The organism is Pseudaeromonas paramecii (assembly GCF_039540575.1).
GTDB classification, from domain to species: Bacteria; Pseudomonadota; Gammaproteobacteria; order Enterobacterales; family Aeromonadaceae; genus Pseudaeromonas; species Pseudaeromonas paramecii.
The window spans coordinates 125,396-144,076 of the sequence record NZ_BAABFC010000001.1 but is presented as its reverse complement, the minus strand read 5'-3'; the positions used below and the strand labels follow the sequence as shown (position 1 = coordinate 144,076).

Here is an 18,681-nt window from a genome sequence, read left to right as displayed (position 1 = left end):
GACGCCATGATCATACCGGCAATTGATTTGATTAACGGCAAGGTGGTGCGCCTCTACCAGGGGGACTACGGCCAGAAGACCGAATACAGCGCCTCGGCCCAGGAGCGTTTCGATCTCTATGTGGCGGCGGGCGCCGCCCAGCTGCACCTGGTGGATCTCGACGGCGCCAAAGACGCCGCCAAGCGCCAGCTCAGCGTCATCCGTGATCTGCTGAAACACACCCCGGCCCCGGTGCAGATCGGCGGCGGCGTGCGTACCGAGCAGGACGTGAAAGACCTGCTGGACGCCGGTGCCAACCGGGTGGTGATCGGCTCCACCGCCGTCAAGGATCCGCAGATGGTGATGGGCTGGATGGAAAAATACGGCGCCGAGCACATCGTGCTGGCCCTGGATGTGAACATCGCCGCCGACGGTCGCCGCCTCATCGCGGTGGCAGGCTGGCAGCAGGACAGCGGTGTCACCATCGAGGAGCTCATCGAGCGCTTCCTGCCGGCGGGCCTGAAGCACGTCCTGTGCACCGACATCAGCCGTGACGGCACCTTGCAAGGTTCCAACGTCGAGCTGTACCGCAGCCTGGCGGCGGCCTACCCGCAGGTGGCCTTCCAGGCCTCCGGCGGCATCGGCGGCATCGCCGATATCGAGGCCCTCAAAGGCTCCGGCGTGGCCGGCATCATATTGGGCCGCTCCCTGCTGGAAGGAAAATTCACCGTGGAGGAGGCCATCGCATGCTGGCAAGACGCATAATTCCCTGCCTGGACGTCAAGGATGGCGTTGTGGTCAAGGGCATCCAGTTTCGCAACCACGAGGTGATGGGCGACATAGTGCCCCTGGCCAAGCGCTACGCCGAAGAGGGCGCCGATGAACTGGTGTTCTACGACATCACCGCCTCCTCCGACGCCCGGGTGGTGGACAAGAGCTGGGTGAGCCGGGTGGCCGAGGTGATCGACATTCCCTTCTGTGTCGCCGGCGGCATCAAGAGTGTGGAAGACGCCCGCCGCATCCTGGAATTCGGCGCCGACAAGATCTCCATCAACTCCCCCGCCCTGGCGGATCCCAGCCTGATCACCGCCCTGGCGGACCGCTTCGGTGTGCAGTGCGTGGTGGTGGGTATCGACTCCTATTTCGATGCCGAGACCGGCTGCTACCAGGTCAAGCAGTACACGGGCGACGAGAGCCGCACCCGCATCACCCAGTGGACCACCCCCGACTGGGTGCAAGAGGTGCAACGCCGCGGCGCCGGCGAAATCGTGCTGAACATGATGAACCAGGACGGCATGCGCAAGGGCTATGATCTGGACCAGCTCAAGCTCATCCGCGGCCTGTGCAAGGTGCCGCTCATCGCCTCTGGCGGTGCCGGCGAGATGCAACACTTTTACGACGCCTTCAGCCAGGCGGACGTGGACGGTGCCCTGGCGGCCTCCGTGTTCCACAAGGGCATCATTCCCATCCCTGAGCTCAAAGCCTATCTGCGCGATCAAGGAGTAGCGATCCGTGACTGAACAACTGCAATTTGATGCCAGCCAACTGGACTGGCAAAAGGTAGATGGCCTGATGCCGGCCATCGTCCAGGACGTGGTGACCGGTGAGGTGCTGATGCAGGGCTTCCTCAACCAGGAGGCCCTCACCGAGACGCTCAAGAGCGGCCATGTCACCTTCTTCAGCCGTACCAAGGGTCGGCTGTGGACCAAGGGCGAAAGCTCAGGGCACTTTCTGAACCTCAAGGCCATCAGCACCGACTGCGACCGCGACTGCCTGCTGATCGCCGCCGAGCCGGTGGGCCCCACCTGCCACAAGGGCACGGTGAGCTGCTTCGACGGCCACCCGCGCCCGCCCCTGGCCTTCCTGGCCGAGCTGGAGCAGCTGCTGGCCGCCCGCAAGGGTGCCGATCCCGAGACCAGCTACACGGCGCGCCTGTATGCCAAGGGCACCAAGCGCATCGCCCAGAAGGTGGGGGAAGAAGGGGTGGAAGTGGCCCTGGCCGCCATGGCCAAGGATCGCGAAGAGCTGATCAATGAATCTGCCGATCTGCTCTATCACCTGACGGTGCTGCTGCAAAACGAAGGTCTGCAACTGGCCGATGTGGTGAACCGCCTGGCTGAGCGCCATCAGACCAAATAAGGCACGCGTCTGTGCTCAGACAACTGCCGCCGAGGCCTTTGTCACAACCACCAGCGCCGCTAGCCACAGCGGCGCTGTTTTTTTCTGAATGCCGCCAACAAGCAGCGGGCAACCTCACAGATCTTAACCTCAATTAACCCTCGACCTCATGGCGTGACACTCACCACGGAAATCGTTTTCAGGCGGTTTAGAGTCAGAGTCGTACCTCGTTTTTGCTGCGCCAGCTTTTACGCCAACCCAGGAGGTCGCCATGAACTTTACCCGCCAACATCAGGCCATGATGGCCCGGGTGGATGAGAATCTGACCCGCATCCATGCCGCCTTGTTCCAGCTGCAGCAACTGCTCAGTCACGCCCGGCAGCAACACTAACGACAGCGGCCCGTCACCGGGCCGCGAGACAATGACTGACGCGTCGAGGTCGGTTGGCCCTTAGGCGCGCGCCAAGGAAAACAGCCGGAAGAAGTTGGCACTGGTGGCCTCACACAGGTCATACACCTGCATGTTGCGCAACCAGGCCACGTATTCGGCCACATCCCGCACGTAGGCCGGCTCATTTTGCTGGCCGCGATGGGGCACAGGTGCCAGATAGGGGGAGTCGGTCTCTATGAGCAGACGATCAAGCGGCAGCTTGCGGGTGACCTCCCGCAGGGCATCGGCGTTGCGGAAGGTAACGATGCCGGAGATGGAGATATAAAAACCCAACGCCATGGCCGCCTGGGCCATCTCCCAATCTTCGGTAAAGCAGTGCAGCACGCCCCCTACCGCCTCGGCCCCCTCCTCCTTTAGGATCTGCAGGGTATCGGCCTTGGCATCGCGGGTATGGACGATCAGCGGCTTGTTGAGCTGCCGGGCCACCTGAATATGCTGGCGAAACGCCGCCTGCTGCTGGGGTATCTGCTCGGGACCATAAAAGTAATCGAGCCCCGTCTCGCCAATGGCCACCACCCTGGCGTCGTCGGCCAGGCTTAATAACTGCGCCTGACTCCAAGGGGTTTCCTGATCCAGCGGATGCACACCGCAAGAGGCAAACACCTGGGGATAGGGTTCGATCAGCTGACGCATGGCCGGGAAATGCTCCAGGGTCACACTGACGCTGAGCAGGTGCGACACGCCCCGGGCCTTGGCTTTCGCCAGAACGTCTGCCACATCCACATGCTTGCCGCCATAATCCAGGCGATCCAGGTGGCAATGAGAGTCGATCAGCAAGTTACTTCTCCTCAATAAGCAGATCGTTGAGCCAGTCCAACAGGCCCAACGACACATTGAACAGCGGATTTTGCCGTGCCTCCTGCAAGCGCCCCAAGCCACGCAACAGCCGCAGCAGCTGGGTAGACGGCTTGGCCGCAAGCCAGTCCAGCAAGGGGCGGGAATCCTGCATCACCAGCGCCGCCGGGGCAAGGCCCTGCTGACGCTTGAGGGCATCAAGCAGCAATAGCTGCAGCCAGTGCAGGCCCAGTGGCAGAGTTTCCAACTGCTTTTGCACCTCGCCCAGGCGCCAGGGGCTCTGGGCCAGGGCCGCCAGCAGCTGACACAGCTGCTGGCGCTGCGCCTCATGGCCCGCATCCAGATAGGCAAGCGTGGCCAGCGGCGCCCCCTGATTCAGGCGCAGATGCATGGCCGAGGCGCCCTGCCCGGCCGGCTGCTGCCGAAGCCAGACCAGGGCGCTGGCTTCGTCTGGCTGAACCAACAGACGCCGACAGCGACTGACGATGGTGGGCAGCAACGCATTGGGTTGATCGGTCAGCAAAAACAGGTAAGCCGCCCCTGGTGGCTCTTCGAGGGTCTTGAGCAGCGCATTGGCCGCCGACTCCGTCATGCGCTGGGCCTGGGGCAAAATGGCCACCTTGGCCCGCCCCAACTGAGGGCTGACGCTCAACTGGCCGATGAGCTCCCGTATGGTATCAACCCCCAGGCTGCGACCGGACACCTCAGGCTGGTGCAGATCCGGATGATGACCGCGGGCCAGCAGGGTGCAGGCGTGACAATGACCACAGGGCGCCCCCTGGTTCGGGGACTGGCATAACACCTGGTTGGCAAAGCGCCGCGCCAGCTCGCCCTTGCCCGACCCGCTGGCACCACACAGCAGCCAGCCATGAGCCAGCCGGCCTTGCTGGGCGCCGTGTAAAAATTGCTGCCAATGGGGGCTCAGCCAGGGATACACAGCTGCTGCTCCAGTATCTGATGGATTTGCGCCCGTACCTGTTCAGGCGTCAGCTGTGCCTGCACCGTGAAGATCCGCGGATCCTCGGCGGCCAGCTGCTGATAACGGGCCCGGGTACGCTCGAAGAAGCTCAGCTGTTCCTGCTCAATACGATCCAGCTCCCCCCGCGCGCTGGCCCGTGCCAGGCCGAGGGCCGGATCTATGTCCAGATACAGAGTCAGATCCGGGGCAAAGTCCCCGAGTACCGCCTGTTTGATCTGGCTGATGAGCGACGCTGAGATGCCACGGCCGCCGCCCTGATAGGCTTGGGAGGAGAGATCATGGCGATCGCCAATGACCCAGTGACCGGCCGCCAGCGCCGGCTTGATGCGGTTCTCCACCAATTGCACCCGGGCGGCATACATCAGCAGCAGCTCGGCCTGCATGGTCAAGGGTTCATCATGCACCTCCTTGACCAGGGTTCGCATCCGCTCGGCCAGCGGGGTGCCGCCGGGCTCCCGGGTCTTTTCTATGGTTTGAATACCACGGGCGCGCAACCAGGCTTCCACATAGGCGACGGCGCTGCTCTTGCCGGCGCCTTCGAGCCCCTCAATGACGATAAATTTTCCCTGGCTCATTGGCGTCCCAAGATGTAACGGCGTACCGCCGCATTATGTTCGCTCAGTGTCTTGGAGAACTGGTGCCAGCCCTCCCCCTTGGCGACAAAGTAGAGGTAGTCACTGTCAGCCGGATGCAACGCCGCCTCGATGGCCTGGCGACTGGGCATGGCAATGGGGGTGGGCGGCAGGCCATCGATGACATAGGTATTGTACGGGTTGGCATCCTGCAGATCCCGCCGACGGATATTGCCATCATAACGATCGCCAATGCCGTAGATCACCGTCGGGTCGGTCTGCAGCTTCATGCCGCGTTTGAGTCGATTGACAAACACGGAGGCGATCAGGGGCCGCTCGCTGGCCTGGGCCGTCTCTTTTTCGATGATGGAGGCCAGGATCAGTGCCTCATAGGGCGTCTTGTAAGGCAGCCCCTCGGCGCGCGTCTGCCAGGCCTTGGCAACAAACGCCTGCATGTGCTGATAGGCACGCTGGAGTATCTCCAGATCCGTCATGCCCACCGTGTAGGCATAGGTCTCCGGCAACAGCAGCCCCTCGACGCTGGCGTGGTCCGCACCCAGCGCCTTGGCCAGGGCCGTATCATCCAGGCCGGCCAGGGTAGAGACGCCATGGGGCAATTGCGCCAGCGTCTTGCGCCAGTCCGCCAGCCGCTGGCCTTCCACCAGGGTGACGTTGAGCAGATATTCCTTGCCCGCCACGATCAGCGCCAGCGCCTCTTTGAGGGACATGCCGGTTTGCAGGGCAAAGGTACCGCTACGTATGGCCGTCAGCTCGGGATGGGTCTTGAGCCAGAGGCTGATGGCCCAACCCGGTGTGGGCTTGGCGGCCAGGCGGCTGACCAAGCGGCCGGCACGCTCACCCTTGTTGACACTGAACAGGGCCGGCACATCACCGACCTTCATCTGCTCCAGCCGCTGCCATTGCAGGTAGCTCCAGCCCGCCAGCCCACTGAGCAACAGCAGCAGCGACAGGCTGATAACCAGCACAACTTTATACTTTAACTTCATCGTGATAACTCTTCTGCAAACGCCGACACACAGCGCCATCTACCGGGTAGCTTCTACCGCGCCACTGACCAACGGGCACCTGGCCCATCAAGGCATTGGTGAGCCAAATCTCGTCGGCCTGCACCAAGGCCGCCGGTGTCTGACTGACCTCTTGGACGTCCCATTGCCACCGTTGCAGTTGGTCCAGGCACCAGGCCCGCATCACCCCGGCCACGCCAGCCTGAGTGAGGGCCGGGGTAAACACGCACTGCCCTTGGCGCCAGAAAAGATTGGCGGTGACAGCCTCCACCAGGTGACCCTGTGTATCACATACCAGGGCCTCGGCCAGCCCCCGGGATTCTAACTCCGCCTTAAACAACACCTGCTCCAAACGACCCAGGGTTTTGAGCCCCGCCAGCAGCGGTTGATTGCCAAGACGTTGGTCGATCTCGCCCAGCACAATCCCCTGGGCCTGCCAAGTATCATAATGCGCCGGATAGGCATACTCGCTCAGGATCACCGTCGGCCTGGAGCAGCCCAAGGGGCTGTAGCCACGCCCCCCCTGCCCCCGGGTGACGATGATCTTCAGCACACCGTCCTGCAGGCGGGATGCCCGCGCCTGCATGGCCGTGACCATGACATCCCACTCCAGGGCTGGAAACTGCAGCCGGGCCAGGCAGTTGCGGATACGCGCCAGATGATAGGAAAGCAGACAGATCTGGCCGTTGCTCACCCGCATGGTGCTGAAAAAACCATCTCCCAGTGTTAGCCCGCGGTCGGCCGGAGACAGACCGTCGACATGGTTACCATCAAGCAGCAGCATGTTTTACCCATAAAAAAAGCCTGATACCAGGTACCAGGCTTCTTACATTTCAGCCAGATCAGGCGCGCTTGAAGATCAAGGAGCCGTTGGTACCACCAAAGCCAAACGAGTTGGACAGAGCGTACTCGAAACTGGCAGGCTTGGCGACATTGGCCACCAGGTCCAGATCGCACTCCTCATCGGGATTGTCGAGGTTGATGGTGGGCGGAGCCACCTGATCCCGAAGGGCCAGCACGGTAATGATAGCCTCAATGGCCCCAGCAGCACCCAGCAGGTGACCCGTCATGGACTTGGTGGAGCTGACCATCAACTGCTGAGCGTGCTCACCAAAGGTGGCTTTCACGGCACGCAGTTCGGCCAGATCGCCGAGGGGCGTGGAGGTGCCATGGGCATTGATGTAGCCAATGGAACTGGCATCCAGCTGGGCATCGCGCAACGCATTGACCATGGCCTGGGCGGCACCTGAACCATCTTCTGGTGGCGCCGTCATGTGATTGGCGTCACCACTCATGCCAAAGCCAACCAGCTCGGCGTAAATCTTGGCGCCACGGGCCACGGCATGCTCGTAAGACTCCAGCACCACGACACCGGCACCATCCCCCAGCACGAAGCCATCACGATCCTTGTCCCACGGACGGCTGGCCTGCTGCGGGGCATCATTACGGGTAGACAGCGCCTTGGCGGCGGCAAAGCCCCCCATGCCCATGGGCGTGGAGGCCTTCTCGGTACCACCGGCCACCATGACATCCGCATCACCATAGGCGATCATGCGGGCGGCAAAACCGATGGCATGTGTACCCGAGGTACAGGCGGTGGTGATGGCAATGTTGGGGCCACGCAATCCCTTCATGATGGACAGATGACCGGATGCCATGTTGATGATGGTGGACGGTACGAAGAAGGGACTGAGCTTGCGCGGACCACCGGCCATCAGGCTGGTATGGTTCTGCTCGATGAGCCCCAGACCGCCGATCCCGGAACCGATGGACACGCCACAGCGATGAGCGTTCTCATCGGTAATGGTCAGGCCGGAATCTTCCAAGGCCTGAATACCGGCGGCGACGCCGTATTGGATGAACAGATCCATCTTGCGCGCATCTTTCTTGCTGATGCCGAATGCCTCAGGATCAAAATCTTTAACCAGACCCGCAAACTTGGTTGGGAAGTCAGTGGTATCAAAGTGCTCGATGTTGGTGATGCCACTCTGGCCCTTGAGCAGAGCCTGCCAGGAGAGTTCAGCACTGTTACCGACCGGAGAAAGCATACCCAGACCGGTCACCACAACTCTGCGTTTTGACACAGGAAAGCCTCCGCGAGGAAAACAAAAAAAAGGAGATAAGAAAACAGGAGCGGCCGTAAGGCCGCTCCTGTTTACAGGGGATTAGTCCTGATTGGAGGTGATGTAATCGATAGCAGCCTGAACAGTGGTGATCTTTTCGGCTTCTTCGTCAGGGATCTCAGTATCGAATTCTTCTTCCAGAGCCATGACCAGCTCAACGGTATCCAGAGAGTCAGCGCCCAGATCATCGACAAAAGAGGCTTCGGACTTAACGTCTTCTTCCTTAACGCCCAGCTGCTCGATGATGATTTTCTTTACGCGTTCTTCGATATTGCTCATGACCTGAATTTTCCTTTAGAAATACGCGATTGCGTGTCGTTGCTGTAGTGTATTCAATTAGTCGTACATTGCAAGATCAATGGATGTGGTCAAACCAGGAATTTAGAGCTATATCGCCCAAATTCCCAGCATGATTTACTCCAAATAACCCCTTGATCACACCATGTACATGCCGCCATTTACATGCAGGGTTTCGCCATTGATATAGCCCGCATCCTCCGATGCCAAGAACAGCACGGCGGCAGCAATTTCCTTGGGATCACCCAGCCGATTGGCCGGTACCTGACTCAGAATGCCGGCACGTTGCTCCTCGGTCAGTGCCTGAGTCATGTCGGTTTCAATGAAGCCGGGCGCCACGGCATTGACCGTGATGCCACGTGATGCCACTTCGCGGGCCAGCGACTTGGTAAAGCCAATCAGGCCGGCCTTGGCGGCGGCATAGTTGGTCTGACCCGCATTGCCCATGGTGCCCACCACAGAACCAATGCTGACGATCCGTCCGTGACGTTTCTTCATCATGCTACGCAGCACCGGCTTGGTCAGGCGGTACAAGGAGGTCAGGTTAGTGTCGATGATGTCCTGCCACTCCTCGTCCTTCATGCGCATCAGCAGGTTGTCGCGAGTGATGCCGGCGTTGTTCACCAGGACATCCACCTCACCGAACTTGTCCTTGATGGCCTGATAAAGCTGCTCCACAGAGTCGCTTGATGTGACATTCAGAACCATGCCGCAGCCGGATTGCCCCAGATAGGCACCGATGGCCTGAGCACCAGACTCGCTGGTGGCAGTACCAACCACGGTGGCACCACGGGCCACGAAGGCCTCAGCAATGGCGCGACCGATACCACGACTGGCACCAGTCACCAATACTACTTTTCCTTCAAAGCTCATGATCGCTCCTGTTACTTGAACATATCCAGACACGCCTGCAGGGACGCCTGATCATTGATGGCAGCGCCCTCAACCCGCTTGTCGATGCGCTTGACCAGCCCGGTCAGCACCTTGCCCGGGCCCATCTCGATTTCGTAGGTCACACCGGCATTGGCCATGGATTCAACCACTTCGGTCCAGCGTACCGGGCTAAACAGCTGACGTACCAGCGCATCACGGATGCGGGCCGGATCCGTTTCTTGGGCCACGTCCACATTGTTGATCACCGGGATCTGCGGTGCCTTGATCTCGATAGTCGCCAGTGCTTCGGCCAGCTTATCGGCTGCCGGTTGCATCAAGGCACAGTGGGACGGCACGCTCACCGGCAAGGGTAAGGCACGCTTGGCACCCGACTCTTTCATCAGCACGTTGGCACGCTCCACCGCTTCCTTATGGCCGGCGATCACCACCTGCCCCGGTGAGTTGTAGTTCACGGGTGAGACCACCTGGCCCTGGGCCGCCAATTCGCAATTGGCTGCGATCACGTCATTGTCCAGGCCAATGATGGCCGCCATGGCCCCTACCCCTTCCGGAACGGCTGCCTGCATGGCATGGCCACGCAGTTCGACCAGCTTGACGGCATCGGCAAACGCCAGGGCGCCGGCACAAACCAGCGCCGAATATTCTCCCAGACTGTGACCGGCCAGCACGGCAGGTTGCGCACCACCTTGTTGCTGCCACAGGCGCCACAGGGCCACAGATGCTGTCAGCAGAGCCGGTTGGGTACGCCAGGTCTTATTGAGATCGTCTGCCGGCCCATTGAGCACCAAGTTAAGCAGATCGTAGCCCAGCACCTCGCTGGCCTCGGCGAAGGTCTCGCTCACCACCGCATGTTGCTCTACCAATTCGGCGAGCATGCCTACGCTCTGGGACCCCTGGCCGGGGAAGGCAATAGCAAACTTAGTCATCTTATGTTTCCTTCTTATTAATAGCGGACGAGTGCAGAGCCCCAGGTAAAGCCACCACCAAACGCCTCCAGCAGCAGCAGCTGACCGCGCTGGATACGACCATCACGCACCCCCACATCCAGGGCGATGGGGACGGAAGCGGCAGAGGTATTGCCATGCTGAGCCAGCGTCAGGATCACCTGATCCATGGACATACCCAGCTTGCGGGCCGTCGCGCTGATAATTCTGAGGTTTGCTTGATGCGGCACCAACCAGTCCAGCTCGGATTTCTCGATGCCATTGGCTTCCAGGGTTTCGGTGACAATCTCACTTAAGCGAGTTACCGCCACCTTGAAGACGTCATTGCCCTTCATGTACATGTAAGCATCGCCGCTAGCCTCAGGCATACCGCGCTGGGCCTGGGGCAGCTTAAGCAGCTCGCCGTAGCGACCATCGGCATGCAGATGGGTAGACAAAATGCCCGGCTCGGCAGATGGGCCCACCACGACGGCCCCGGCACCATCACCAAAGATGATGATGGTCCCTCGGTCGGTCGGATCGCAGGTGCGGGCCAGCACATCGGCCCCCACCACCAGGATATGACGGGCCGCCCCCGTCTTAACAAACTGATCCGCCACACTCAGGGCATAGCTGAAGCCTGCACAGGCCGCAGCCAGATCAAAGGCCGGGATGCCGGGACAATCCAGCATGCCCTGTAGTTCGCAGGCGGCAGAAGGGAAGGCGTTGTCTGAACTGGTGGTGGCCAGGATGATCATATCCAGCGCCGAAGGCTGAAGACCCGCCGCCTCTAGGGCGCACAATGCCGCCTGTTTAGCCATGGTAGCGACATTTTCGTCCGGCGCTGCGATGCGCCGCTCGCGAATACCCGTCCGCTCAACGATCCAGTCATCACTGGTTTCCACCATCTGCTCAAGATCGGCATTGGTCCGTACCGTTTCGGGAACATAACTGCCCGTTCCAAGAATTTTTGTAAACATAGGAATTCGACTAGGCGCCTGTAATAGTGTGAGATTCAAATCGCTGCGCGATCTGGACGGGCAAACACCGGTCCACTTCGGCTATCGCTTGTTCGATGGCATTGAAAAATGCGCAAATTTCAGCCCGACCATGGCTCTTGATCACAATGCCCCGCAATCCTAGCAGACTTGCGCCATTATACTGGTCGGGGTTCAGGTGTGACAGACGGCGCCGCATATAACGTCGCAGCAACCATTGTAACCAATTGGCGTAAGGGCTACGGGTCTGAGCGCCAGACTGACTGAGCAACCGCACCATGCCCTCGGCCGTTTTCAGGGCAATATTCCCAACAAAGCCATCGCAGACGATGACGTCCGCCTGACCGGCAAACAGCGCATCCCCCTCGATAAAGCCTGTGTAATTCAGGCGACTATCTACCGCCAAACGTGCGGCAGCTTCGCGCACCTCATCATTGCCCTTATTCTGCTCAACCCCAATGTTGAGCAGCGCAACCCGGGGACGCGGGATGCCATGGACGTATTCGGCCACCACGCTGCCCATCAGCGCGAACTGATGTAAGTGCTCCGGGGTGCAGTTGACATTGGCGCCAAGATCCAGCAACACAGACTTACCGCCGGCGACGGTGGGGATACTGGTGGTTAAGGCGGGTCGTTCTACACCGTGCACCCGCTTGAGCACATGGCGCGCCATGCCCATCAAGGCCCCGGTGTTGCCGGCACTGACACAGGCTTGTGCCTCTCCCGCTTGCAAGAGTTCCAATGCAATGCGCATGGATGAGTCAGGCAAATGACGCAAGGCATAGGCTGGCTTGTCGTCCATGCTAACGGATTGACTGGCCTGGATCAGGCGAACACGGGGATGATGCTGAAGCTGGGACTGCTGCAAATGTGGAGCAAGTTGACGTTCATCGCCAACCAACAGCAGGTGTAATTGAGGGTAAAGCGACAGTGCCTGCGCGGAGGCAGGCACTGTAACTGAGGGGCCATGATCGCCCCCCATCACATCTAACGCAATCGTCAGCGTAGACAAAATGGTTACTGCTTAATCGAAATTAAGCAATTACCTTCTTGCCACGATAGAAACCGTCAGCGGTCACATGGTGACGACGGTGAACTTCACCGGAAGTCTGATCCACGGTCAGCGCAGAGGCAGTCAGGGCATCGTGAGAACGACGCATACCACGTCTGGCACGAGTTTTACGGTTCTGTTGTACGGCCATCGACCTTACTCCTAATCAATTACTTGTTTTTCAAACCATTGAGAACTGCAAACGGATTGGGACGCTCATCAGCAGGCTCGATCTTCCCCCATGTCATGCTTCTGCCTGCCTGAGGACACACATCCAGCGGATGCATGGGTACTATGGGCAGGGCGAGAATGAATTCATCCTCAAGCACTTCATACAGGTCGAACTCGCCGTTTTCATCTAGCTCGATGGACTCGTAAGCCTCCGGCAGTTCATCCACCACCGTATTTTTCAACAGCGGAGTATAAACAAATTCGATCTCACACCGATAATCGAATGTCTCGTTGCAGCGCTGGCATTCAAGCTTGACCAGGGTATGGGCATTACCCTGCATGATGGTCAAACCTTGGGCATCAATACCAAACGACAACGAGGCCTCGATATCGGTGAGAACACCGACGGTCGATTCACCCAGCCTGATCAGCTTATCGGCTTCAACAACCCCGACGTAGTCGAGACGTTTGGCCGCGCAACGGACCGGATCAATCTTAATGGGCAACTTCACCTTTTGCATAAGGCGCGCATCATATAGACACTCCACTACAGAGTCAAAGGAAAAACCCGTATTTTACAAAAAACCATGAACTTAACGCCCCACTGGCCTAACATCCTAAAAAACAGTGATTTGGAAACTCTATATGCAGCCGCCCATCATACTCGCCTCCACCTCGCTATACCGACGTCAGCTGCTGGCGAAAACCGGCCTGATCTTCCAATGTCAGGCGCCAGAGATCGACGAAACCCCCTTTGCCAATGAGGACGCCGCCACCCTGGTGCAGCGCCTGGCGCGAGAGAAAGCCTGCGCGGTCGCCCAACAGCACGATCAGGGCTGGGTGATTGGCTCAGATCAGGTGTGTGTGCTGAACGGCCAAATCGTCGGCAAGCCCGGCGGCCCGGAGCAGGCCTATCACCAGCTGGCGCAGGCCAGTGGCCAGGTGGTGACCTTCTATACCGGCCTGTGTCTGCAGGACAGCGCCAGCGGGCGACAGCAGCTGCTCATGGAACCCTTTGATGTCCATTTCCGCCGGTTGACCCCCAGCCAGATCCAGCATTATCTGCAGTTGGAGCAACCCTATGACTGTGCCGGCAGCTTCAAGAGCGAGGGGCTGGGTATCTGTCTGTTCGAGAGGCTGTCAGGCCGGGACCCCAACACGCTGATCGGCCTGCCCCTCATGGCGCTGATCGACATGCTGGCCAACTGGGGTCTGGTGCTGCCGCTGGCCGTCGATCAGCAGTCCGAGGCGTGATCACACCAGCGCCAACAGTTCATCCATGCTGGAAATCACCGCCAAGGGGGTAAAGCGCTTGAGGATCGGCGCAGCATGCACCCCCCAATCCACGCCAATGCGGGCCATGCCCAGATTGGCGGCCATCTCCATGTCATAGCAGGAGTCCCCCACCATGACAGCCTGCTCCAGCGGCACATTCAACTGCGCCAACAGCTGCTCCAGCATCATGGGATCCGGTTTGGAGCGTGCCTCATCGGCACCACGGCTGGCATGGAACAGTTGGCTGAAGCCCGTCTCTGCCAGCACACGGTCCAGCCCGGCCCTGGCCTTGCCGGTGGCCACCGCCAGCAGATGTCCACGCTCCGCTAATTGATGCAGGGTCGAAGCCACCCCGGTAAACAGGGGTGTCGGTGTGGGATCATCATGGACATACTGCTGCCGATAGGCTTGCAGCAGCTGCTGATAGCCGAGCTCATCCAGTGGGCCAAACAGACGCGGCAACGCCTCCTGCAGACTAAGTCCGACTATGTTGCGCACCGCGTCTGCTTCCGGTACAGCTCTGCCAACCTGGATAGCCGCCGACTGCATGCTGGATACAATCCGCCCTACCGAGTCCATCAGGGTGCCATCCCAGTCGAAGATCACCAGCTCAAAGCGTCTCATGCCTGGCGATCCAACTGATCAAGCAAGGCCTGCAGATGCGGATCCAGTGGCGCCTCCACGCTCACCTGCTCACCGGTCACCGGGTGCTCGAAGGTGAGGCGGCTGGCATGCAAGAACAAGCGCTGCAAACCTGCCGCACGCATGCGCTGATCAAACGCCGCCTCGCCATATTTATCATCGCAGGCGATGGGATGGCCTGCATGGGCGGTATGCACCCGGATCTGGTGAGTGCGCCCGGTCACCGGGCTGGCTTCGATCAGGGTGGCATCGGCAAAGCTGCGCATGATCCGAAAGCGCGTCTCCGAGGGCTTGCCCTCGGCATTAACCCGCACGATGCGCTCGCCGGACTGCAACACGTTTTTCAATAAGGGGGCCGTGATGACCTTGACGTGAGGCTGCCATTGACCGCGCACCAGCGCCAGATACTGCTTACGCATGGTCTTGACCCGCAACTGCTCATGCAAATGCTTGAGCACGCTGCGCTTCTTGGCGATCAGCAAACAACCTGAGGTGTCGCGATCCAGCCGGTGCACCAGCTCCATGAAGCGTGCCTCGGGGCGCAGGGCGCGCAGCCCTTCAATCACGCCAAAGCTCAGCCCGCTGCCGCCATGCACCGCCATGCCCGCCGGCTTGTTCAACACGATCAGGCCTTCGTCCTCCAGCAGGATCTGGCTCTCCAGGGCCTGAATGCTGCTGAGCTTGGCCGAGGGCAAGGCATTCTCTTCTGCCAGCCGCAGGGGCGGCACCCGCACCTCATCACCGGTACAGAGTTTGTACTCAGGTTTTATCCGTTTTTTGTTAACCCGCACCTCACCCTTACGCAAAATGCGATAAATGAGACTTTTCGGGACGCCCTTAAGCTGAGTCTTAAGAAAATTGTCGATGCGTTGCCCCTCTTGCTCAGCCTCTATGGTGAGGAGCTGCACCCGGTTGTTTGCTGTATTCATGGCGCGGATTCTACCCCAGAAGTGCATCCTTGTCGCAAAGCGAAAAAGCCGCCTTGCTATAGATTGAGGGAAAATGAAATAATGCGCTGATTTTTTTAGGCCAACTGGCTTGTTTTGAGCCAGATCCGATAGAAAAAACGGGCTCTTCGCCGTCACTAGCAACAGACCATGCGACGCACTGAGCCCAATATTGCGGTCGGAAGCCGAGGAAAAGTCACCAAAAGAAGCTGGATATCGGCGTCTGCGCCTTCCGTTACGGGCTGCAGAGCCTGCAGGTCGCCGTCCGCATCCTTAGCGCGCCCCACGCATGATCCAACCGGGAGGTTGCCAACCCATGCTATTGACTCGGGGCCGGTGCGCGGCAGCCGTCCAGCAGCACAACGGCGAAGCTTGAGGCTTCATTTTTATCGAGACACCCATGAAAAGAATGCTAATCAACGCAACTCAAGAAGAAGAGTTGCGCGTTGCCCTGGTAGACGGGCAACGCATTTACGACCTGGACATTGAAAGTCCTGGACACGAACAGAAAAAAGCCAACATCTACAAAGGGAAAATCACCCGGGTCGAACCGAGTCTGGAGGCAGCCTTCGTTGACTACGGCGCCGAACGTCACGGTTTCCTGCCGCTCAAAGAGATTGCTCGCGAATATTTCCCCGCCAACTACAGCCTCCACGGTCGCCCCAATATCAAGGAAGTGATCAAGGAAGGTCAGGAAGTCATCGTCCAGATCGACAAGGAAGAACGTGGTAACAAGGGTGCCGCCCTCACCACCTTCATCAGTCTGGCCGGCAGCTACCTGGTGTTGATGCCCAACAATCCCCGCGCCGGTGGTATTTCCCGCCGCATCGAAGGGGATGAGCGTACCGAACTCAAGGAAGCCCTTAACGGCCTGGAAGTGCCTGAAGGCATGGGCCTGATCGTGCGTACCGCCGGGGTGGGCAAGTCGCCTGAAGAGCTGGCCTGGGATCTGAATGTGCTGCTCAAGCATTGGGAAACCATCAAGCAAGCGGCTGAGGATCAGGCGGCCCCCTTCCTGATCCACCAGGAAAGCAACGTAATTGTTCGCGCCATCCGCGACTATCTGCGCCGCGACATCGGCGAGATCCTGATCGACAACCCTGTGGTCTTTGAGAAGGCCAAGCAACATATCGAACTGGTACGTCCGGATTTCGTCAACCGGGTGAAGCCGTACAACGGCGAAATTCCGCTGTTTACCCACTACCAGATCGAGAGCCAAATCGAGTCAGCCTTCCAGCGTGAGGTGCGTTTGCCCTCCGGTGGCTCCATCGTCATCGATCCCACCGAGGCCCTGACCTCCATCGACATCAACTCGGCACGCGCCACCAAGGGCGGTGACATCGAGGAAACGGCCCTGCAGACCAACCTGGAAGCTGCCGATGAGATAGCACGCCAATTGCGCCTGCGAGATCTGGGTGGCTTGATTGTCATCGACTTCATCGACATGACCCCGGTGCGTCACCAGCGTGAAGTGGAAAACCGCCTGCGGGATGCCGTTCGTCAGGATCGCGCTCGCATTCAATTGGGACGGATCTCCCGTTTCGGCCTGCTGGAGCTGTCACGTCAGCGCCTGCGCCCCTCGCTGAATGAGTCCAGTACCCATGTCTGCCCACGCTGCATGGGTCAGGGGACCATCCGGGATAACGAATCCCTGGCACTGGCCATCCTGCGCCTGCTGGAAGAAGAGGCTCTCAAGGACAACACCGAACAGGTGCATGCCCAGGTGCCGGTGGATGTCGCCGCCTACCTGCTCAACGAGAAGCGACCGGCCATCCAGCGGCTGGAAGAGCGCCATCAGGTGCGGATCTTCATCATCCCCCATCAGGGGATGGAAACCCCGCACTTTGAAGTGTCCCGCGTCCGCAACAGCGAAGTCACAGAAGCCGTCAGCTACGAGCTGAAGAGCGAACTGCCCAAGGACGTCTATACACCACGGGATACCAGCAAGGTGATCCGCAGCGAACAACCTGCCGTGCAGATTGTCGCCGCTCCGACCACCCCGGCCCCCGCACCTACCGCCGCGCCTGTTGCCCTGCCCCAGGAGCCGGGTCTGTTCAGCAAGCTGTTCGCCGCCATCATGGCGCTGTTCAAGCCGGCCGCAGAACCTACTCAGGCACAGGACAAGCCCGACACTCGCGCCAAACCGGAAGCCCGCCAGCGTCGTCGGGAAGGTGAGCGTAGGCGGCCTGCCAACGGCGATAACCGCCGTGCTCGCCCGCAGGCGGACAAATCCGAAGAGGAAGAGACCCAGGCCAAGACCGACAGCCGTCCGGCTAATCGCCGGCCACGCAATGAAGCGGCTGGCGACAAGACAGAACGGCCGGCTCGTGGTGAGCGTCGCCCTCGTCAGCCTAAGGAAGCCAATGCCGAAGGCAGTGCACGTCCGGAGCGTAAGCCGCGTAATCCGCCGGTAGCCGCTGAGCCCAGCGAGCAACTGGATGCGGTGCAGCCCGAGCAGCAGGCCCGTGCGCCCAAAGAAGAGAAGGTGGCCGAGCGGCGTCAACGTCGCAGTCAACGCCGCAAGGTGCGTGTTGCCACCGATGCCGTTGAGCAGCCGGTGGCAGACCAGGCGGTAGAACCGGCTGCGCTCAGCGAGCCGCAACCGCCCATGGTGGAAGCGCTGGTGCCTGTGATGCCGACCAATCTGCCGCCGATGATCATGATCGACGACGAGGAAGAGGCAGTCCGTCCCGCCGCAACGCTTGATACCGTCGAGGCTAAGGACGACATGACAGCTGACTCAGTTGATGCCGAGACGCCCAGCGTTACGGACGAAGCGGCTGAACCGGCCAAGCGCCCACAGCGCCGTAAGCGGATCAACGAAGAGTCGCGCCAACGTCGCCAACAGGCAACCGAGGAGACCTCCACCCAAGTCCAGGAGCCGGCCCCTGCCCCCGAGAGCGAAGAAGCCCACACCGAGGTGGTCGCAGCCCAAGCCGAGCAGATCACTGACAGTCAGGATGAGGCCGGACAAGAGCGCCGCTCCCGCCGCCGTAAACCAGATGCCGTAGTGGTGGATGATGTGGTACTGGTAGAAGAGCCGGTGATTGAGGCTCAAGCGCCGGTTCCCGCAGAAGATGCGCCCTTGGCTCAGGTGGACGCGCCCATTGCCGTACATCAAGACACTGTCATGACTGCACCTGAAGCAGACGTCCAACCTCAGCCGGCAAAGCTTGCCACTGAGGGTCAGTCCGCGGGTGTCGTCTCTCGCATGCAGATGGTGACCTGCCAGATGGCTCAACCTGCCGAGGCACCCGCTCAACCGGCACGCCCTGTGGTGGATTACCCACCCTATGAACGCAAGCCGGTTCTGCACTCCGGTCGCCCTGCCGGGGTAAGCGGCATGCGCAGCCAAGCCAAGCATGAGCCTGCCAATCCGTAATGGATGGACAGGTAATAAAAGAGCCACCTTCTGGTGGCTTTTTTTATGGGTACTGCTGA

Annotated in this window: 20 protein-coding genes; 5 read left to right on the top strand and 15 right to left on the bottom strand. The window is 60.0% G+C overall.

Annotation, left to right across the window (positions count from 1 at the left end; translation table 11 throughout):
* The first annotated feature begins 6 nt into the window (after positions 1-6).
* The 3 genes from hisA to hisIE are packed head-to-tail and all read left to right on the top strand — an operon-like array spanning position 7 to position 2,118.
* Positions 7-744 (top strand): 1-(5-phosphoribosyl)-5-[(5-phosphoribosylamino)methylideneamino]imidazole-4-carboxamide isomerase, encoded by a 738-nt coding sequence (gene hisA, locus ABD847_RS00690; RefSeq protein ID WP_345009051.1) that lies wholly within the window; start codon positions 7-9, stop codon positions 742-744.
* Positions 726-1,499 (top strand): imidazole glycerol phosphate synthase subunit HisF, encoded by a 774-nt coding sequence (gene hisF, locus ABD847_RS00685; protein WP_345009049.1) that lies wholly within the window; start codon positions 726-728, stop codon positions 1,497-1,499. The genes hisA and hisF overlap by 19 nt, the downstream gene beginning before the upstream one ends.
* On the top strand, positions 1,492-2,118 hold the full coding sequence (hisIE, locus tag ABD847_RS00680; protein ID WP_345009047.1) for a bifunctional phosphoribosyl-AMP cyclohydrolase/phosphoribosyl-ATP diphosphatase HisIE: 627 nt from the start codon (positions 1,492-1,494) through the stop codon (positions 2,116-2,118). The genes hisF and hisIE overlap by 8 nt, the downstream gene beginning before the upstream one ends.
* A 430-nt stretch (positions 2,119-2,548) precedes the next feature.
* Here hisIE and ABD847_RS00675 read toward each other — a convergent pair whose 3' ends face one another.
* The 13 genes from ABD847_RS00675 to yceD form a co-directional block, all read right to left on the bottom strand.
* Positions 2,549-3,325 (bottom strand): TatD family hydrolase, encoded by a 777-nt coding sequence (locus ABD847_RS00675; RefSeq protein WP_345009044.1) that lies wholly within the window; start codon positions 3,323-3,325, stop codon positions 2,549-2,551.
* Between the two features lies 1 nt (position 3,326).
* Entirely contained in the window at positions 3,327-4,280 is a 954-nt protein-coding gene (gene holB / locus ABD847_RS00670; RefSeq protein ID WP_345009042.1) for a DNA polymerase III subunit delta', read from the bottom strand.
* Positions 4,265-4,897, bottom strand: coding sequence for a dTMP kinase (tmk, locus tag ABD847_RS00665; RefSeq protein WP_345009040.1), 633 nt, complete (start codon positions 4,895-4,897; stop codon positions 4,265-4,267). Before tmk ends, holB begins: the two co-directional genes overlap by 16 nt.
* Positions 4,894-5,901, bottom strand: coding sequence for an endolytic transglycosylase MltG (gene mltG, locus ABD847_RS00660; RefSeq protein WP_345009038.1), 1,008 nt, complete (start codon positions 5,899-5,901; stop codon positions 4,894-4,896). Before mltG ends, tmk begins: the two co-directional genes overlap by 4 nt.
* On the bottom strand, positions 5,885-6,703 hold the full coding sequence (gene pabC, locus ABD847_RS00655) for an aminodeoxychorismate lyase (RefSeq protein WP_345009036.1): 819 nt from the start codon (positions 6,701-6,703) through the stop codon (positions 5,885-5,887). The genes mltG and pabC overlap by 17 nt, the downstream gene beginning before the upstream one ends.
* A gap of 58 nt (positions 6,704-6,761) precedes the next feature.
* Entirely contained in the window at positions 6,762-8,003 is a 1,242-nt protein-coding gene (gene fabF, locus ABD847_RS00650; RefSeq protein ID WP_345009034.1) for a beta-ketoacyl-ACP synthase II, read from the bottom strand.
* Positions 8,004-8,084: 81 nt separating this feature from the next.
* Positions 8,085-8,321 (bottom strand): acyl carrier protein, encoded by a 237-nt coding sequence (gene acpP, locus ABD847_RS00645; RefSeq protein ID WP_345009032.1) that lies wholly within the window; start codon positions 8,319-8,321, stop codon positions 8,085-8,087.
* 156 nt (positions 8,322-8,477) lie between these two features.
* Positions 8,478-9,212 carry a 3-oxoacyl-ACP reductase FabG gene (gene fabG / locus ABD847_RS00640; RefSeq protein ID WP_345009030.1) on the bottom strand — a complete coding sequence of 245 codons (735 nt, stop codon included), beginning with the start codon at positions 9,210-9,212 and terminating at the stop codon, positions 8,478-8,480.
* 11 nt (positions 9,213-9,223) lie between these two features.
* The gene (gene fabD, locus ABD847_RS00635; protein WP_345009028.1) at positions 9,224-10,159 is read right to left on the bottom strand and encodes an ACP S-malonyltransferase; all 936 of its coding nucleotides are present in this window, start codon (positions 10,157-10,159) and stop codon (positions 9,224-9,226) included.
* A gap of 17 nt (positions 10,160-10,176) precedes the next feature.
* Positions 10,177-11,136 (bottom strand): beta-ketoacyl-ACP synthase III, encoded by a 960-nt coding sequence (locus ABD847_RS00630; RefSeq protein WP_345009026.1) that lies wholly within the window; start codon positions 11,134-11,136, stop codon positions 10,177-10,179.
* Between the two features lie 10 nt (positions 11,137-11,146).
* Complete coding sequence (gene plsX, locus ABD847_RS00625) at positions 11,147-12,166, bottom strand: phosphate acyltransferase PlsX (protein ID WP_345009024.1); 1,020 nt, start codon at positions 12,164-12,166, stop codon at positions 11,147-11,149.
* 22 nt (positions 12,167-12,188) lie between these two features.
* On the bottom strand, positions 12,189-12,356 hold the full coding sequence (gene rpmF, locus ABD847_RS00620; protein WP_345009022.1) for a 50S ribosomal protein L32: 168 nt from the start codon (positions 12,354-12,356) through the stop codon (positions 12,189-12,191).
* A gap of 19 nt (positions 12,357-12,375) precedes the next feature.
* Entirely contained in the window at positions 12,376-12,897 is a 522-nt protein-coding gene (yceD, locus tag ABD847_RS00615) for a 23S rRNA accumulation protein YceD (RefSeq protein WP_345009020.1), read from the bottom strand.
* A gap of 124 nt (positions 12,898-13,021) precedes the next feature.
* Here yceD and ABD847_RS00610 point away from each other — a divergent pair, with 124 nt between their 5' ends.
* Positions 13,022-13,630 (top strand): Maf family protein, encoded by a 609-nt coding sequence (locus ABD847_RS00610; RefSeq protein ID WP_345009018.1) that lies wholly within the window; start codon positions 13,022-13,024, stop codon positions 13,628-13,630.
* On the opposite strand, the gene ABD847_RS00605 is transcribed toward ABD847_RS00610, so the two are convergent.
* Positions 13,631-14,275: an HAD-IA family hydrolase gene (locus ABD847_RS00605; RefSeq protein ID WP_345009016.1), complete on the bottom strand. Its 645-nt coding sequence runs from the start codon at positions 14,273-14,275 to the stop codon at positions 13,631-13,633.
* On the bottom strand, positions 14,272-15,222 hold the full coding sequence (gene rluC, locus ABD847_RS00600; protein WP_345009014.1) for a 23S rRNA pseudouridine(955/2504/2580) synthase RluC: 951 nt from the start codon (positions 15,220-15,222) through the stop codon (positions 14,272-14,274). The genes ABD847_RS00605 and rluC overlap by 4 nt, the downstream gene beginning before the upstream one ends.
* A 418-nt stretch (positions 15,223-15,640) precedes the next feature.
* Between rluC and rne the strand changes: the two genes are divergently transcribed.
* On the top strand, positions 15,641-18,622 hold the full coding sequence (gene rne, locus ABD847_RS00595) for a ribonuclease E (protein WP_345009012.1): 2,982 nt from the start codon (positions 15,641-15,643) through the stop codon (positions 18,620-18,622).
* Positions 18,623-18,681 lie beyond the last annotated feature (59 nt).

What these genes read in the sequence shown, in the direction of transcription:
- mltG (WP_345009038.1), bottom strand. Translation starts at nt 5,901, where the DNA reads ATGAAGTTAAAGTATAAAGTTGTGCTGGTTATCAGCCTGTCGCTGCTG.
- ABD847_RS00630 (WP_345009026.1), bottom strand. Translation starts at nt 11,136, where the DNA reads ATGTTTACAAAAATTCTTGGAACGGGCAGTTATGTTCCCGAAACGGTA.
- yceD (WP_345009020.1), bottom strand. Translation starts at nt 12,897, where the DNA reads ATGCAAAAGGTGAAGTTGCCCATTAAGATTGATCCGGTCCGTTGCGCG.
- rluC (WP_345009014.1), bottom strand. Translation starts at nt 15,222, where the DNA reads ATGAATACAGCAAACAACCGGGTGCAGCTCCTCACCATAGAGGCTGAG.
- ABD847_RS00605 (WP_345009016.1), bottom strand. Translation starts at nt 14,275, where the DNA reads ATGAGACGCTTTGAGCTGGTGATCTTCGACTGGGATGGCACCCTGATG.
- ABD847_RS00610 (WP_345009018.1), top strand. Translation starts at nt 13,022, where the DNA reads ATGCAGCCGCCCATCATACTCGCCTCCACCTCGCTATACCGACGTCAG.
- fabG (WP_345009030.1), bottom strand. Translation starts at nt 9,212, where the DNA reads ATGAGCTTTGAAGGAAAAGTAGTATTGGTGACTGGTGCCAGTCGTGGT.
- rne (WP_345009012.1), top strand. Translation starts at nt 15,641, where the DNA reads ATGAAAAGAATGCTAATCAACGCAACTCAAGAAGAAGAGTTGCGCGTT.
- hisA (WP_345009051.1), top strand. Translation starts at nt 7, where the DNA reads ATGATCATACCGGCAATTGATTTGATTAACGGCAAGGTGGTGCGCCTC.
- fabD (WP_345009028.1), bottom strand. Translation starts at nt 10,159, where the DNA reads ATGACTAAGTTTGCTATTGCCTTCCCCGGCCAGGGGTCCCAGAGCGTA.
- acpP (WP_345009032.1), bottom strand. Translation starts at nt 8,321, where the DNA reads ATGAGCAATATCGAAGAACGCGTAAAGAAAATCATCATCGAGCAGCTG.
- rpmF (WP_345009022.1), bottom strand. Translation starts at nt 12,356, where the DNA reads ATGGCCGTACAACAGAACCGTAAAACTCGTGCCAGACGTGGTATGCGT.
- hisF (WP_345009049.1), top strand. Translation starts at nt 726, where the DNA reads ATGCTGGCAAGACGCATAATTCCCTGCCTGGACGTCAAGGATGGCGTT.
- tmk (WP_345009040.1), bottom strand. Translation starts at nt 4,897, where the DNA reads ATGAGCCAGGGAAAATTTATCGTCATTGAGGGGCTCGAAGGCGCCGGC.
- pabC (WP_345009036.1), bottom strand. Translation starts at nt 6,703, where the DNA reads ATGCTGCTGCTTGATGGTAACCATGTCGACGGTCTGTCTCCGGCCGAC.